General features: G+C 39.4%; 13 protein-coding genes and 2 pseudogenes. All 15 read left to right on the forward strand.

Features of this window, described 5'->3' with window-relative positions; genetic code table 11:
* Nucleotides 1–23: 23 nt before the first annotated feature.
* The 15 genes and pseudogenes from metX to M44_RS16020 all read left to right on the forward strand — a co-directional run bounded on the left by metX (nt 24) and on the right by M44_RS16020 (nt 15,210).
* Nucleotides 24–1,076 (forward strand): homoserine O-acetyltransferase MetX, encoded by a 1,053-nt coding sequence (gene metX, locus M44_RS15955; protein ID WP_010175188.1) that lies wholly within the window; start codon nt 24–26, stop codon nt 1,074–1,076.
* A gap of 152 nt (nt 1,077–1,228) precedes the next feature.
* Nucleotides 1,229–2,235, forward strand: a pseudogene (locus tag M44_RS28445) (S41 family peptidase); the annotation flags it as partial.
* Nucleotides 2,236–2,388: 153 nt separating this feature from the next.
* The gene (locus M44_RS28450; RefSeq protein WP_237705317.1) at nt 2,389–2,616 is read left to right on the forward strand and encodes a peptidoglycan-binding domain-containing protein; all 228 of its coding nucleotides are present in this window, start codon (nt 2,389–2,391) and stop codon (nt 2,614–2,616) included.
* Nucleotides 2,617–2,933: 317 nt separating this feature from the next.
* A complete protein-coding gene (locus tag M44_RS15965; RefSeq protein WP_010175195.1) occupies nt 2,934–4,103 on the forward strand; it encodes a PDZ domain-containing protein in 1,170 nt (389 codons plus the stop codon).
* A gap of 501 nt (nt 4,104–4,604) precedes the next feature.
* Nucleotides 4,605–5,282: a cache domain-containing protein gene (locus M44_RS15970; protein ID WP_029326934.1), complete on the forward strand. Its 678-nt coding sequence runs from the start codon at nt 4,605–4,607 to the stop codon at nt 5,280–5,282.
* Between the two features lie 94 nt (nt 5,283–5,376).
* Nucleotides 5,377–6,666 (forward strand): methyl-accepting chemotaxis protein, encoded by a 1,290-nt coding sequence (locus M44_RS15975; protein ID WP_420167121.1) that lies wholly within the window; start codon nt 5,377–5,379, stop codon nt 6,664–6,666.
* 164 nt (nt 6,667–6,830) lie between these two features.
* The gene (locus M44_RS15980) at nt 6,831–7,148 is read left to right on the forward strand and encodes an ArsR/SmtB family transcription factor (protein WP_010175197.1); all 318 of its coding nucleotides are present in this window, start codon (nt 6,831–6,833) and stop codon (nt 7,146–7,148) included.
* Nucleotides 7,149–7,165: 17 nt separating this feature from the next.
* Nucleotides 7,166–9,250, forward strand: coding sequence for a heavy metal translocating P-type ATPase (locus M44_RS15985; protein ID WP_010175199.1), 2,085 nt, complete (start codon nt 7,166–7,168; stop codon nt 9,248–9,250).
* Nucleotides 9,251–10,317: 1,067 nt separating this feature from the next.
* Entirely contained in the window at nt 10,318–11,067 is a 750-nt protein-coding gene (locus tag M44_RS30070; RefSeq protein ID WP_420167122.1) for a methyl-accepting chemotaxis protein, read from the forward strand.
* A gap of 122 nt (nt 11,068–11,189) precedes the next feature.
* Complete coding sequence (locus M44_RS15995) at nt 11,190–11,822, forward strand: HD domain-containing protein (RefSeq protein ID WP_010175216.1); 633 nt, start codon at nt 11,190–11,192, stop codon at nt 11,820–11,822.
* Between the two features lie 84 nt (nt 11,823–11,906).
* Nucleotides 11,907–12,134: a CsbA family protein gene (locus tag M44_RS16000; RefSeq protein ID WP_040365494.1), complete on the forward strand. Its 228-nt coding sequence runs from the start codon at nt 11,907–11,909 to the stop codon at nt 12,132–12,134.
* A gap of 133 nt (nt 12,135–12,267) precedes the next feature.
* Nucleotides 12,268–13,685, forward strand: a pseudogene (locus M44_RS23830) (MBL fold metallo-hydrolase).
* A gap of 63 nt (nt 13,686–13,748) precedes the next feature.
* Entirely contained in the window at nt 13,749–13,988 is a 240-nt protein-coding gene (locus M44_RS16010) for a glutaredoxin family protein (protein ID WP_010175218.1), read from the forward strand.
* Between the two features lie 48 nt (nt 13,989–14,036).
* The gene (locus M44_RS16015) at nt 14,037–14,399 is read left to right on the forward strand and encodes a rhodanese-like domain-containing protein (RefSeq protein ID WP_010175220.1); all 363 of its coding nucleotides are present in this window, start codon (nt 14,037–14,039) and stop codon (nt 14,397–14,399) included.
* Nucleotides 14,400–14,496: 97 nt separating this feature from the next.
* Nucleotides 14,497–15,210, forward strand: coding sequence for a sulfite exporter TauE/SafE family protein (locus M44_RS16020; protein ID WP_237705318.1), 714 nt, complete (start codon nt 14,497–14,499; stop codon nt 15,208–15,210).
* Nucleotides 15,211–15,335 lie beyond the last annotated feature (125 nt).

Below are 15,335 nucleotides of genomic sequence, written 5' to 3' on the forward strand. Positions count from 1 at the left end.
AATCCATAGAAAGGAAAACAAGGATGAATCGTAAAGAGGGAAGTGTGACCATCCCTACATTGCCCTTAGAAAATGGTGAAATCCTACAAGGTGTGGAGCTTGCCTATGAATGGATAGGAAGTGATTCGAATCTGCCAGTGATTTTAAATTGTCATGCGTTGACCGGTAACCATTTAGCCGTAGGGACAGAAGAAACTCCTGGATGGTGGAGTGAAGTGATAGGTGAGAAAAAAGCTATTGACTCTAGGCACTTTCAAGTGATTACCTTTAATGTACTCGGAGGGTGTAATGGATCAACAGGACCTACATCATTCAATCCAGCGACAGGTAAGAAGTATCAGCAACACTTTCCTTCTATTACCATTCGAGACATTGTAAATGCTGGAAAACGGGCATTAGACCTCTTAAATATTGAAAGGCTGTATGCGGTTATTGGTGGCTCTCTTGGGGGGATGCAGGTATATGAATGGGGCTTATTGTATCCTACCTTTATGAAGAAGTTAATCATTTTAGCGAGCACACCGTATGTAAGTGATTATGCTATCGCATTCAACCATATTGGAAAGAGTAGTATCCAACTGGATCCAGCCTGGAAGGGAGGAGAATACGAGGAGGATGAGGAGGTTAGAGGTCTTGAGATTGCTAGAATGACAGGTTTAGTAACGTATCGAAGTGCTAAGCTATATAATGATCGATTTAACCGAAAGGAGGATCATTCATCGTTTGAGGTCGAAACCTATTTAGACTACCAAGGTAAAAAACTAAGGCAACGATTTGATCCAAACAGCTATATCACATTACTCGAAGCGATGAATTCACACGATATTGGAAGAGGTAGGGGAGGGGTTGATCAAGCAGGAAAGTTGTACGAAGCAAGCCTTTACCTTATAGGATTCACACATGACCTCTTATACCCACCCGAAGCCTTAAAAGATTTTTCACAAAAAGTAAAAGCAGACTATTATGAGGTCACAACAGACTACGGTCATGATGGTTTTTTAACTGGATTTAGGGAGTGGAGTTCCCTGCTCTCTGAGTCATTAAAACAGGGAAAAGATTCGATGATTCTAAAATAAAAAGTTTCATAACTTGTCCCCCTCCTAACATATATATGAAATAAGAAAGCATCTCTGTGATGCTTTTTTTAGTTCTGAATGGGATGGGGGAGAGGTTTGTGAAGTGGAACGTAAAGAAAATTGCAATAGGAAGCTTAGTTGCCCTCTTCATTATGCTTGGATTTGTACAAGCTTATGAATTAACAAATGGGTTCATTTTAAAAAATCAGTCTTCAGAGGATCTGCAAAATGTACCCCTAGGAGTGGATTTAGCAAAGGTTGAACAGGCATATGAGTTAATACGTACCAACTATGTAGAAGAAGTAGGCAGCCTTTCGTTAATAGAAGGTGCTATTCAAGGTATGCTTGATACGTTAGAAGACCCTTATTCCGTCTATATGGATGCTGAAACAGCCCAACAATTCAGTCAGTCCTTAGATAGCTCGTTTGAAGGAATAGGGGCTGAGGTCACATTAATGGACGGTAAGCTAATGATTGTAGCACCCTTTAAAAATTCTCCTGCTGAGGAGGCAGGCCTTAAGCCGAATGATCAAATTATCCGAATTGATGGCGAAGATGTCACAGGTCTTGACCTATATGATGCCACATTGAAAATCCGTGGTGAAAAAGGCTCTAAGGTAAAGCTTGATATTGTTCGTAGTGGTTTAACGGAACCTTTAACGGTTCAAGTAGTCCGTGACGAGATTCCCAATCAAACCGTTCATGCTAGTGTAAAAAAGTATGATAGTAAGCCAGTAGGGTATATGGAGATCACATCCTTTTCGGAAGAAACAGATGAAGAATTTAAAACAGAGCTCAGCTCATTAGAAGCACAGGGCATACAAGGGTTAGTCATAGATGTTAGAGGGAACCCAGGAGGATACCTAGAATCTGTAGAGAAAATATTGTATGAACTTGTGACAAATGAGAAGCCTTATGTTCAGATTGAAGAACGAACGGGAGAAAAGAAGCCATACTTCTCTACGTTAGAAAAGAAAAAGGAGTACCCGTCGCTGTCTTAATTGATGAGGGCAGTGCTTCCGCTTCGGAGATTCTGGCGGGTGCATTAAGTGAAGTAGAAGAATATCCGTTGATTGGTGAAAAGACGTTTGGAAAGGGTACAGTCCAACAAGCGATCCCTATGGGAGACGGAAGCAACATTAAAATGACGATGTTTAAGTGGTTAACACCAGATGGGAATTGGATTCATACAAAAGGGATACAGCCAACCATTGAAGTGAAACAACCTGCCTTCTTTTATACGCACCCTCTCCAAGTAGAAAAAACATTAACGAAGGAAATGAACAATGACCAAGTGAAAAGTGCTCAAGAAATGCTATATAGCTTAGGATATGGACCAGGTCGAACAGATGGTTACTACAGTAATCAAACGGCAATCGCTGTAAAGGCATTCCAATCGAAAGCTGGATTAACTTCCACTGGGAATATCGATAGTCAAACAGCAAGTGCACTGGAAAAAACCATAATGAAGGAAATAGAAAAAGAAGAAAATGATTTGCAGCTCCAAGCGGCACTAAGAATCGTTGGAGAAGCTGAATAGAGAGGTGAAAAGCAAAGGGGCACCCTTTGCTTTTTTCAGTGGTTAGGGGTCAAAAATTTGTAAAGCCCTCTTTATGTAAGAAGAGAGCTCCTGTGTTGAGCTTAATGGCCAATCAACCAAGAAAAGAACTCTAATTCGAACGGACTCGTGAACCTCTCAGCGGTGATTGAAAAGTGTAATGATTCTCCTATCCGACATATTTCAACGATTTCCTTTCTATTTCCCGGGAAAAGACTGTAAAAAGACTCTACGTTTCTATGGTGAAGTTTGATAAAATAATAGAAAGATACATGACAAGAAGAAAAGGTGGCAAGAACATGAACGATTGGCTCGTAGCCGTAGGATACTTATTTTTGCATCCAATTTTATATGTAGCATTCATCTTTGCAATAGTATTAGGGGTTACACGTAGTCGACGTGAACGAAATGATTTTCATGTTCGCGTGTATGACCACTTTCATGAACTTCGTTATATGCTTCCCACTGGAATGGGGATCGGAGTAGTCGCTTCCCTGCTCATTCTTTTACTTGGCCTAGAAATTCCATTAGAAGCAATCTACTTAGTAGGAATAGTGACCTTCCTTCTTATTCTGACAGGGAAAACGAGTTGGTTGACGGCTCCTTTTATTTTTGGAACGTCTTATATTATTCTATGGATCTTGGATGCTTTTTCTATTGAAGTCCCTTTTATTGAAGGGGCAAGCCTTGAAGAACTGATTGGGTTTGCGATCCTTTCTTCCCTGATGATGATGGCAGAGGGTCTTTTAGTACTTATAAATGGAAGTAAGAAAACCTCTCCAGCATTCTTGAAAAGCAGAAGAGGGCTAAGGGTCGGTGCTCACGTATCGAAACGAATATGGTTCATTCCCATGATGGTGTATATACCAAACGGATTGTTTGAACTCCCATTTACATGGTGGCCGGTACTCCCTTTTGCTAGTGGACAATTGCTCCCTGTCCTAGTGCCCTTTGTACTAGGGTTTGGTTTTGTTGTAAAAAGCACACTGCCTGAAGTGAAAATAAAAGCACAAGGTAACCATCTCATTTGGTTAGGTCTATTTATTACAACGTGTGCAGCTGGTAGCATATTAGCTCCTATTGTTGGACTCCTCTCCATGATATCGGCGATTATCATTCGATTGTGGCTCTATATGAAATGGAGAACGGAAGAGGATGAGGCCGTTCATTATTATTCTCCATCCTCAAAAGGTATCATGATATTGGACATTCTACCTGGTACGCCTAGTGAAAAAATGACCTTAGTTAAAGGTGAAGTGATCACAGCCGTGAATGGGAAAAACGTTCAAAATGAGCAAGAATTTTATGTGGCACTTCAAAAAAATCGTGCGTACTGTAAGCTGCAAGTGCTCACAACAGCAGGTGAACCACGCTTCGTTCAGGGTGCACTGTATGAAGGCGATCATCATGAGCTGGGGATCATATTTGTTGAGCAAGAAAAGCGATGGGATGAATCCATTGTGATGTAAAGAGTCTGACCCAAAAGTATAACTTTCCGAAAACCATCCTTCATTTAAAATTGAAATAAGAACGGTTGATTTCCGCGAAAGGCACTCCATTCTCCGGSKCCTCCTTATAAAATGCTCCGCATTTTATTCGTGCGGTGAAAACTCGAGAAAGCCTATTCAGAGTCCTTTGGCAAGCCCTGTGGGGTCTCACCTTTTCCGCTATTTCCCTCTGGACTTTCGCACATGCATCGAGAATCAACTTTTTCAAAATTAATTTATATCAGAACTAGTAAAAGAAAAGAGGTGGCTCAAAAAATCGTTTTACGACTTTTTGAGTCACCTCTTTTTATTTTGGAGTTTTTCTACATTATGGAATAAGTAGGAATGTAAGTATATTCAAAATCTTAATTGTATCTTCATATTATCAGTCATGATACCCTGTTAAAATTGAACTATAAATAAGACAATTTTCGACAACAACCGACTATGTCTGCAACAACTATGTAAAAGGGGAGATTGATTGTGAAGTTACGAAGAAATCCATTTCAAGTATCATCCAAAAGCTTATTAGTAAAAATGCTCTCATCTATTTTATCCATTGTATTAGTTAGTTTACTTGTGCTTTCGACTATTAGTATCTACGTGTCCTATTCTATTATCTCGAGTGATAGTAAAACATGGCTTGAAACCGAATTAGGAGAAACGATGGATGGTATTGAAAAAGAGTTTATCGGTCATCAACGGATTGCTGAATCAATTAGTCAAATAGTCGGTGTTAATGGAACAGATATGTCAACTTCTCAATATCAAAATTTATTAGAAAGAATGGCTGTTATAAATGAATCTACTTTAGGTACTGGTGTATGGTTTGAACCTTATGCTTATCAGTCAGAGACTCAGTATTTTGGTCCTTATGTATATAAAGATGGAAACTCTACAACCTTTACAGAAGAATATGCCACGGCTGATTATGATTATCCTAATCAAGACTGGTATGTTAACGGAAAAGGGGCTATGAATTGGTCTACTCCTTACTTTGATGAAGCGACAGGGATCACGATGATTACAACTGCTGCCCCTATAACAAATGACCGTAATGAATTTATGGGTGTAGTATCAGCAGATATTGATTTATCTACGGTGCAAGAACAAATCAATAATGTTCAAATTAAAAGAATCTGGCTATGCTATATTATTTGATCAAACAGGAACCGTCTTAGCTCACCCGGATACGGAAAAAATAATGAATAGCACAATAGAAGAAGACCCTGTATTATCTTCGCTTGCCAGAATGATGACACAACCAAGTGGTTCATCCATCATCGATAGCTCGGAAGGAAAGCTGACAGTCCAATATGCTACAGTTCCTCAAACAGGTTGGACGCTAGGGATCATTGTTCCACAAGCAGAATTATTTGCGTCCCTTTACGGATTGGCATGGAAAGTCCTGTTAGCAACGATTGTGGCGTTACTAGCGATTACCGTGTTTGTATTCTTCTTTACTCGTAGTCATACGCGCAAAATTATTGAATTAAATCTCGCGATGGAGAGAGTAGCGACTGGTGATTTAACCGTTCATGTACCTGTTAAGAGTACGGACGAAATTGGGAGTCTTGGTTTGAGATTAAATGAAACAGTTGGGACCATAAAAAGCATGGTTTCTTCAATATCAGATAGTGCCCACGCTCTTGCTGCCACGTCAGCACAGTTAAATGTCTCTTCTGAAGAAACTAATCGAGCTATTCAAGAAGTGGCAACATCTATTCAACGAACGGCTCAAATAACGGATGATGAAGTCCAGCACATCTCTGTATTAAAAGATGTAGCGGACCGTGTGGTGCACTTAATTCAAATTATTTCTGAACAAACAAAGGATTTACAAAAGTCGGCGTTAGAAGCTAAGGTACTTGCTGAAGAAGGAAACGACTCAATCACAAGCTTTGTACACAATATGAAAGAAATTGAAGATACTAGCGAAAAAGTCTCTAGTAGAGTTAAAAGCTTAAGCAGTGCGAGCAAGGAAATTGAGGGTATGGTGAATTTAATTGATGAAATTGCAGAGCAAACGAATTTACTTGCATTAAATGCGAGTATTGAAGCAGCTCGAGCAGGCGATCATGGAAAAGGGTTTGCTGTAGTAGCAGAGGAAGTTCGGAAGCTAGCGACTGAATCTAGTTCGACTTCGTCTACTATTAAAAAGTTAATCAGAGAGGTACAAGTTCATATTGAAGGAGTAGTAGCTCAAATGATTGTCAATATGAATGCCGTAAAGTCTGGTAAAGTACAAGTAGAATTGTCTGGAGAGAATTTTACTCGTATTTCAGAAACGATTCAGCGTGTGGCTACTTCATCTGATGAAACCACTAAAGAAATACAATCTATTGAAGATCATATAGCTCACTTGCAAAACGTTGTAGGAGAAATACATGTGTTGATTGAAGAATCCAATGAATTCGCTCAAAATGTATCTGCTGCAACAGAAGAACAATCCGCAGCTGTTGATGAAATTACTTCGACGAGTGAATCTCTTTCTGAAAGAGCGGAAGAATTAGAAGGCGAGATCCAGCGTTTTAAATTAAAATAATCATTACATAGGCACCCGTTATCATTCATAACGAATGATAACGGGTGCTTATTTTGTAGGAAGAGATTTCTGCCTATTTTTGTTGACGTTTTGGAACACTTTTGATAGGGTAAAAATATACTATATATGAATATGTGTTCATATAAGAAATTAGGGTGATTATTATGTCTAATGAAAGGGAGCAATTTGAATTCAGAAACTTAGATGAAGAAACTCTATTTATCGTGTCTCAAACGTTTAAAGCGTTAGGAGACCCAACAAGAATACGGATTATGCACTTATTATCCCAAAAAGAGTGTGCAGTGAATGAGATTGCCGAAACGCTTGAGTTACAGCAGTCAACAGTTTCTCATCAGCTTCGATTTTTAAAGAATTTACGACTAGTTAAAAGTAGAAGACAGGGAACTTCCTTATTTTATACACAGGATGATGAACATGTTATGCACATACTAAATGAAATGATACAGCATGCGATGCATTAGATAAGAGGTGAGGAGTAGTGAGTGAATTTAAGCTTCAAGGGTTAACATGTGCTAATTGTGCTGCAGATATGGAACAACAAATAAAGAAATTAGAACACGGGGAAACCGCTAGTTTATCCTATAATCGCTCCATATTAGAAGTGGATGATCGAGTCAATATGAAAACCATTCAAAAAATCCTGGCAAGTGATGGGGCAAAAATAGTTCAAGATGAACACGAAGGTCATTCTCATGAGCATGATGCAGGGTCTAAAATGAAAGTACTTTTAGGTATCTCAACTTCACTATTTTTCTTAGCTTTGGTACTAGGAGCTTGGGTGAATACGACCTATTTAATTCCACTATTTTTACTCGCAATGGCTTTAAGTGGATACAAAACATTTATAAAAGGTGCGAAAAATCTTGCGAAGCTCCGCTTTACTATTGATACGTTAATGACAGTCGCTCTAATAGGTGCAGTCGCGATTGGTGAATGGAAAGAAGCCACACTTGTCGCCCTTCTTTTTGGCGTAAATGAATTATTAGAAGGAATGGGAATGGAAAAGGCTCGAAAGTCGATGGAAGCTCTATTAGATGTAGCACCAGACGAAGCGTTTCTTTTACGTGACGGAAAAGAGACGATCATACCAGTTAAAGAGCTAATTGTAGGAGATACCGTCTTAATACGTGCCGGTGGAAAAATACCTTCGGATGGAACGATCGTTGAAGGGGTAAGCTCTGTGAATGAAGCGGCCATTACCGGTGAATCATTACCAGTGGATAAAGAAGTAGGAAGTACGGTATTTGGCGGAAGTATTAATAATGAAGGAGTCTTGAAAGTACACATCACGAAAGCGTATGAAGACTCGTCTTTAGCCAAAATCCTTCATTTAGTGCAAGAAGCCCAAGATACGAAGACGCCAACTGAACTATTTATCAATCGGTTTGCTAAATACTACACACCAATCATTATGCTTATAGCGCTTTCGGTCATTCTAGTTCCTCCCTTATTCTTGGGTGGAGCATGGGAAACATGGCTTTATCAAGGATTAGCTGTTCTTATTGTAGGGTGTCCATGTGCCCTTATTTTAGCGTCGCCTATTGCTATTGTTGCTGGTATAACTCGCAATGCCCGAAATGGCATCCTAGTAAAAGGGGGAGTTCATTTAGAGCAATTAGGGAAAATCGATACCTTAGCTTTCGATAAAACAGGCACATTAACGCTAGGCGAGCCTCATGTGAAAAAAGTAATGGAACTTAACGAAAGATTTTTACCCGTAGCAGGAATGGTCGAGCGTTCTTCTTCGCATCCGCTTGCGAGAGCAATCATGGAAGCGGTAAATGAAAATAACCTACGCTTAGAAGAAGCAGACCACATTCAAACCATATCAGGTCAAGGAGTAAAGGCAACGAAAAATGGTGAAACCTTCTATGTAGGGAATGAAAAGGGCCTACCATTTACGTTAAGTGAGGAAGAAGCCCAATTACTACACGATGTAAAAGAAGTAGGTTATACGATCGTATTAGTCTCTTCAGCAGACCAGTTACTTGGCGTCTTCGGAATTACCGATAAAGTCCGTGAAGAAAGTAAAGCTGTGATTTCTAGCCTTCACCAAGTAGGAATCAAAAAGACGGTTATGCTTACGGGAGATCATAACAAAACAGCAGAAAAAGTAGCGAACGAGGTAGGGGTAACCACATATTATGCTAGCCTTCTTCCAGAAGAGAAAGTGGAGAAAATTAAAGAACTATCCCATGGTAAAATCGCCATGATCGGAGACGGAATAAACGATGCGCCTGCGCTTGCCACAGCAGACCTAGGAATTGCGATGGGAAAAGGAACAGATAGTGCCATTGAAACGGCCGATATCGTACTCATGCAGGACCATTTAGGAAAGCTTCCAAGTGCCATCTCTATTGCCAAGCGAGTGAACGCGGTGATCCAGTGGAATATTGGATTAGCCTTAGGCCTAAAAATTATTGCTCTTTTATTAACTATTCCTGGCTGGCTAACTCTATGGATAGCGATTCTATCGGATATGGGTGCGACGGTATTAGTTACTTTGATTAGTTTGTCTCTTTTAATTGAAGGAAAAGCAAAAGAGGAAGAGCTCTCACAGTAGTGAGGGTTTTTTCTTTTGGAGGGCCCGTGGATTAGTAGTAGCTTGGTTATATGTATGGTAAGTGATAAGGAATGCTACACAATCTAGCACTTATCGGCTGGTGCGCGAAAAGAGACTGTGATTGCACGGAGTAAAGTGTGCCGCACAAGATTGCTGTAAAGCCGCACGAAAAGAGCCCGCTCCCGCCGAAAAGTCTCGCCGCCGCACCAGATAGAACCCCATCCGCACGCAGCAAGAATGTGCCGCACAAGAATGCTGTAAAGCCGCACGAAAAGAGCTCGATCCCGCCCGAAAAAGTCTCGCCCCGCACCAAAAAGAGCCCCATCCGCACGACAACCTAGCGACCATAAATAACGGCCCCATTCCACCCGCTAAATAGAAAAACTTACCACTCAATCAATCCTACTAACCAACCGATAAATAGAATGTAATTATTTTTATAATATTATGTAAATTACTTTATATTTCGACAAATTTCTACAAAAATCAGCTATACTAAGTAGGAGTTTAATATAGAAAGGGGAAGCAGTAACAACATGGAACAAAGCAAAAAAGCTAATAATGTTAGAAAATTATTTAAGTATGTTGGAAAGACACTCCTCCAAGGTCTACTATCTGGAGCCGTTATTATCTTTATTTTTAGTTTACTAACTGATCGTTCATTTTTCAGTATTCCTCATCTTGCCTTATTAGTAGGAATTGGATTAAGTTTTTCTCTTTTTGGATTAGTGAATTTTCTTGCATACGCCAATCCATTTGATGAAATTCAATACTATGTCGAGAGAATTTCACAAGGAGATCTTTCAACTTCTATTAATCAAAAGAAATTAGGTCCTCTTGCAACTTTTGGTGAACCTCTTGAAAATATGCGCATGGGGTTAGTCAAACTAGTAACACACTTACAACGTACAGGACATCAAGTAGCCCAAGTAACCAATGAAGTAACTGAGCAGTTATATTCTAGTGAAGACGTGATTCAGACTACGGAAGAAAGTATCTCTAAATTTTCCTATGCCATTGAAAGCCTAGCTACGGGTACTAGAGAGAGTGCGACAACAATGGAAGAAATGACACAAGGAGTTCAGCGAATTGCGGAAACAAGTGTTGTGGCAACAGAGTCTAGTCAATCTGCAGCGGATCTAGCAACGGATGGTCAAGGGAAAATCCAATCCTTAACCGAGCAAATGAACAGCATTCATGATTCCTTTGAGGATTTAGCTAAAACGATTCGATTATTTGCGGAAGAGTCCAATCGAATTGGAGAGATTGTTGAGGCAATTACGAATATCGCAGGCCAAACAAACCTACTTTCGCTAAACGCAAGTATTGAAGCAGCAAGAGCAGGGGAAGCAGGCAAAGGCTTTGCGGTAGTGGCTGAAGAAGTTCGGAAGCTCTCAGAGGAATCGAATCAATCGGCTTCCCAAATTACAAGCTTGATTAAAGGGATTCAAGATAAATCACAATCAGCCTTATCTGCTATGGTTCAAACGAATCAGGATGTGGATAAAGGAATTAGTGGTGCAAAAGAAACAGAGCTTGCGTTTAAAAAGATCCTAGAATCGATCGATTTAGTCAACAGCCAAATTCAAGAGATATCTGCAGTTTCAGAGGAAATGGCGGCGGGTAGTGAAGAAGTAGCGGCAAGTATTGAAGAGATGGCAAGTCACGGAGAAAGCTCAAAATCATCTATTCACGAACTGCTGGACGGTAATAGTATGCAAGCAGAAGTCTTTGCAAAAGTACAAAATACATCGGATGTATTAAAACAATCGTCAGAAGAATTATCGAAAGTGATTAACGTATTTAAACTATCATAATCTACCATTGAACATTCCGATGAATCCTTTCACCGGAATGTTCTTTTCTATCATAATGATGAGTTTAACAAAGGATTTCAGCTGTAAATGGTAAATATATAAGATAAAGGGGAGGAGTCATGATGGGGGTACACCATTATTTTAAAAGTTTATCCGATTTAGAGAAGATTTATCGTTGTCCTGGTAAATTTAAATATGATGAGCATTCAGTTGCCAGTCACTCCTTCAAGGTTACGAAAATTGCACAGTTTCTTGGGACGGTTGAAGAAGAAAGAGGAAGGAATGTAGATTGGAGAAGACTGTATGAAAAGGCATTAAATCATGATTATGCTGAGCTTTTTACAGGAGATATTAAGACGCCTGTAAAATATGCATCAGATGAATTAAATCGCTTATTTAATGAAGTAGAACAAGAGATGACACAAAAATTTATTCAACAGGAATTTCCTCCAGAGTATCAGTCGATGTATGTGGCTAGGTTTCAAGAAGGGAAGGATCATACTCTTGAAGGAAAGATTCTTTCAGTTGCTGATAAAATTGATTTGCTGTATGAGTCGTTTGGCGAGATTCAAAAAGGTAATCCTGAGCCCCTCTTTTTAGAAATTTACCAAGAGGCACTTCGAACGATCCTCAAATTTAATGCACTAGACTGTGTTCAATATTTCCTAGAGGATATTCTACCAGATATGCTAAATGAAAAGCTTCCACAGGAAGAGCTTGTATCCATCACAAAGGAATTACTTCAAAATAAATAAGAAGCACTAAAAGCTTTTACTCCGATACAAGCTTCTAGTAAAATAGGGTGTGACAGTCAGTCGGAGGAGGAAGTTTACTCTGTGATGAAAATCTTACTAGCCATTTTCATGCCAGCCTTTTTGGTCGTATTTTTTACGCGTGTAACGTACAACCAATATGTCGGGTTATTATTAACGATTGCTTTAATTTGTGCCTCTGTATATAAAGGGTATACGGATTATTGGCACCTAATTATTTTAGATGCCGCATCCTTAACACTAGGGTTTTGGCTCGCAAATCAAATGAAAAAACAACAAAGAAAAGGTGCTTAATTGATAAGGGTTTTAATCTCTATTCACTTAAGTTATTTTTTTTTAAGTTTTCGTCCTTTACTTTTTATACCCTAAGGGGTATACTGTAAATAGATTTTGGTTATACTAAAATTATTTAGTTGGAGGAGATAAAATGTTCTTTCGTAGTTTTTTTGATGAAAAGTTAGCACAATACTCTTATATGGTTGGCTGTCAGCGTACGGGAGAAGCTATCATTGTCGACCCCGCACGTGAGATTACACCTTATTTAGAAACAGCTAAAAAAGAAGGATTTACTATATCAGCGGTAACGGAAACTCATATTCATGCAGATTTTGTTTCAGGTGCTCGCCAATTAGCAACAGAACTTGGTGCAAAGCTTTATCTTTCTGATGAAGGAGACGAAAATTGGAAGTATCTTTACACAGATGGACTAGACGTTGAGCTTGTAAAAGAAGGCTCAATCTTTAAAGTAGGGAACGTAAAATTTGAAGTTCTTCACACACCTGGACATACTCCAGAAAGTATTTCATTTGTTTTAACTGATATCGGCGGAGGCTCTGATGTTCCAATGGGTATCTTCACTGGAGATTTTGTGTTCGTTGGAGATATTGGTCGTCCCGATTTATTGGAGAAAGCAGCGGGAGTTGCTGGAACATCCGAATCTGGAGCTCGACAAATGTTCCAGTCTCTTAATAAATTCAAAGAATTACCAGACTATCTTGTTGTGTGGCCAGGTCACGGAGCAGGAAGCGCTTGTGGGAAGTCACTAGGAGCAGTTCCCATCTCAACTGTTGGATACGAGAAAGAGAATAACTGGGCGCTTAAGCATACAGATGAGGAAGCGTTTGTTGCAGAGTTGTTAGAAGATCAACCTGAGCCTCCTAGATATTTTGCGATGATAGAAAAAAGTTAAACAAGGAAGGTCCAACGGTTTTAACAGGTGAGGAAATTCCAGTAATTGATGATCGTAAGGAAATGGAACGTCTTTTAGAAGATGAAAATACCATTTTATTAGATACGCGTAAAGCATCAGAATTTGCAGAGAAGCACGTATTGGGTGCGTTAAACCTTCCTTATAATAAAGCATTCACAAACTGGGCTGGTTGGCTTGTATCTTACGATGCTAAGTATGTTGTAATCGGTGAAGTTGAATTATTCCAAGAAATTCAAGAATCGTTAGAAAGCATTCACTTAGATGGTGCAATTGCGTATGTACCTGCTGAAATAGTGGAACAATATTCTGCAGATGAAACAACTGGGTACTCATTCATTACAATGGAAGAGCTTGAAAAAGTGTATGCAGGTGAAGATTATTATGTGGTAGACATTCGTAAAGCAACAGAATGGAGAGATGGACATTTACCACATGCTCATCACCATATGTTAGGTGATCTCTATGAATCAGCAGGAGAGATTCCGAAAGATAAGAAGGTAGTTGTTCACTGTCAATCTGGTACCCGCTCAGCTATTGGAACAAGCCTGCTTCAAGGTTTGGGATTTGATGTCGTGAACTATGCTGGTGGTTACGCAGAGTGGGAAAGAGAACAAAAGCCTGTTGAAAGAGGATAATAAAATAATGGCGGTGGCTCTATACGGGCCACCGCTCCATTTTAAAAAAGGAGGATTCCTAGTATGCAACACAAGGTAACAGTTTATTCTACAACTACTTGCCCGTATTGTGTGATGGTAAAAAATTTCTTGAAACAGCAAAACATCCCCTTTACCGAGGTGAATGTAGGTCTAAATCAGGAAGAGGCAGCGAATCTGGTCCGTACAACAGGTCAAATGGGTGTTCCACAAACAAATGTAAATGGACAATGGGTGCTTGGGTTTGACCCAGACGGCATCTTAAAAGCATTACACACCAATTAAATTTTTTTGAATTGAATTATACCCCTATAGGTAAAAAGAGGTGCTTTGATGGATTGGTTAGATATTCTTATTCCTTTAGCTCTACTATTATTTTTTGGGAGAATGTTACTTCCTGTGAGAGGAATTACATTGATTACGACCGAGCAGCTAAAAGAAAAGATAAAAGATCAGCATGTACAATTGATTGATGTGAGGACAAATGGAGAATTTAAAGGGAGAAATATCTCTTCATTCAAAAACCTCCCATTACATCAATTAGGTAGTAAGCTTGATACCTTAGACCCTTCAAAAGAGGTTGTTCTTATATGCCAAAGCGGTATGAGAAGCTCCAAGGCAGCTAAGCTATTGAAGAAAAAAGGATTCAAAAAAATTACCAATGTCTCAGGCGGTATAAATGCTTGGCGTGGATAGCTTGTTAATTAGGAAGGAGTGACATCTATGGAATGGACGATTGGCTTTATCATTACTTATTTTTTTAATTGGCTTTATAGGTTCTTTTATATCTGGCATGGTGGGAATAGGTGGCTCCATCATTAAATACCCCATGTTATTGTATATTCCACCTGTACTAGGCTACATGGCTTTCACGGCCCATGAAGTATCTGGTATCTCGGCGGTTCAAGTATTTTTCGCTACGATAGGAGGAGTGTGGGCATACCGCAAAGGTGGATATTTAAATAAACAACTCATTCTCTATATGGGAACTGCGATCTTAATTGGTAGTTTTATTGGAGGCTATGGTTCCACCCTTTTATCAGAAAACGGTGTGAATGTTGTGTACGGAATATTGGCGGCAACGGCAGCTGTTATGATGTTCTTACCAAAACGTGGAGATGATTTAGGATCGGGAGAAGTGACATTCTCTAAATGGATTGCATCTTCGCTTGCTTTTATCGTAGGTGTTGGAGCAGGGATTGTTGGGGCAGCTGGTGCCTTTTTACTTGTTCCTATCATGCTTGTAGTCTTAAAGATTCCAACTCGAATGACAATAGCAAGTTCGCTAGCTATAACGTTTATCTCGTCTATTGGATCAACGGTAGGAAAGGTTATGACAGGACAAGTGTTATTTGGACCAGCATTGATCATGGTCATTGCAAGCTTAATCGCCTCACCGCTTGGTGCGAAGGCAGGACAAAAGGTTAATACAAAACTATTACAGTGGATTTTGGCCATACTGATCGCTGGGACGGCAGTGAAAATTTGGATGGATTTACTTTTATAGAAAAATATCCTCTTAAACTTCATGATTACTTCATGGAGTTTTTTCTATTTTAAATAATAAAACACACGTTCGCATATTAATGGTTAACAATCGTTCATTTGTGGTAAAATGAGCAAAGAGAATAA

Source organism: Bacillus coahuilensis m4-4 (assembly GCF_000171615.1).
GTDB classification, from domain to species: domain Bacteria; phylum Bacillota; class Bacilli; order Bacillales; family Bacillaceae_K; genus Bacillus_T; species Bacillus_T coahuilensis.